Origin of the sequence: Trichlorobacter sp. (genome assembly GCF_030247655.1) — a bacterium.
GTDB lineage: Bacteria > Desulfobacterota > Desulfuromonadia > Geobacterales > Pseudopelobacteraceae > Trichlorobacter.
Genome location: NZ_JAOTRZ010000362.1, coordinates 1 through 1,610, shown reverse-complemented (window position 1 = coordinate 1,610; position 1,610 = coordinate 1). Strand labels below are relative to the sequence as shown.

Here is a 1,610-nt window from a genome sequence, read left to right as displayed (position 1 = left end):
CCCCTGGCTCATCCGGCACTCGCGCCGCGTCATGAGCACGATTCGACAGAACATTGCCTTTGCCCTGGGACTCAAGATCATATTCCTGGTGCTGGCCTTCCTGCAACTGGCCACGCTTTGGTCCGCCATCCTGGCCGACACGGGCGCGTCGTTGATCGTCATTTTTAACGGCTTGCGCCTTCTTAGAATTCGGGAATGAGGCCGCAACTACTTGCCAACGATTGAAAAAAATGGGGTTTACGTGAACGTCTGCTCGGGTGGATTGACGCGTTCCGTTTTAAAGTTATTTGGCTCGAAGTCTCGACCGCCGAATACTTTACGGTGGGTACATCTTTGGCGTCAATTGGTACAGTGAGGGCATGGTTAAATTGCTTCATGAGAATGTCATGACTTTAGAGAAGACATACGAGTACTTTTCTTGTGTCGCCATGCAGTGGGTCTTTCTCAGCAAGTTCAGAATTATCAAAGAGGATAGACACACTCGGCCCAGACGTAATATGCATCATGGGCAACACGGAGGGAGGTGTCGTTTTTTTGGGGGGGTGAGAGCCAATAGCCGCAGAGTGGACAACGCCACCCCGGGGGGAGGCAATCCACCGAACGTCGCTTTTGACGAAGCTGGCTCAATATTTTAAAACTATCAAAGGATAACGGATAACTACACCTTGCTATCTTTACCAATATGCTGGATGCATGTCTTGTTCATCTCAAAGTCAATTCAATATAAACAGATTTGCTGTGTGAGGAATGGATGTATATAGACATCTTGGAGCGCACTGGTCGCCGTGCTGGCAACAATCTGCAGCTAGAAGTGATAGTTGATGGCAAATTTGCGGACATTCACCGACACGCTACAGCCGCGAGCACTCAGCTCCAGAAGAACGTAGGAGGTAGTTGGAATGCGCCGTCGGGCATTTCTTGGGTTCACTGCGGGAGCCATAATGTGCTTACCATGGGTTCAATTGTCGACGTTTGGAGCTGCTGCTGTTGCGCCAAGCAATTCAAGCTTGCCAATATATACTTTTGACGACGTTCCTTTTGAGCCTACGCGCATGCAAAAGTTGCTGTCTATTCTAAATACTAACAAAGCTACAGCACAGTTTTATTTTACTGGTGAAGGTATTTTGGCACAGCCTGATTCCGTAGCGATGGCAATCGACGCGGGATTTTCTGTTGGGTGGCATTCTATGCACCATGATAACATGAGATATAAAAACGCCCTGCAGCTCTCTGGTGATATTCGTGCCTGGAAAGAGGCCTTGCAGTCCGTCGCTCCAGAATATGAACCAAAACTGGCTAGGTTTCCGTATGGCAGCGGCCATTCGGATCAATATCAAATTTTAAAAAATGAAGGCTTGTCACTGCAGCCCTGTGCATGGGGAGGGGTCCAGGCGGCCAATTGGGATGTTGATAGTTTCGACTGGCATCCATGGAAGGCGGAAAACGGCTTCTCATTGAAGCACAAAATTCGAAGTGCTTGTGATATATCCAGCATTTCTCCTGTAGTACTTATGCATTTGACTCTGGCCAAGCCTGAGTTTTTCTGCAAAGAGAAACGAGATATTGACATGTCGCATCCAGACTGTGTCATCACTGAATCTATTGTATTG

At 48.1% G+C, this 1,610-nt stretch carries 2 protein-coding genes; both read left to right on the top strand.

The genetic code is table 11. From position 1 onward, the window contains the following. Positions 1 to 199, top strand: a 199-nt coding sequence (locus OEL57_RS16710; RefSeq protein ID WP_300742074.1) for a hypothetical protein, incomplete at its 5' end; no start/stop codon positions are given. A 700-nt stretch (positions 200 to 899) separates the two neighbouring features. Beyond that, positions 900 to 1,610 (top strand): polysaccharide deacetylase family protein (locus OEL57_RS16705; RefSeq protein ID WP_300742073.1); only part of this gene is annotated, 711 nt, incomplete at its 3' end.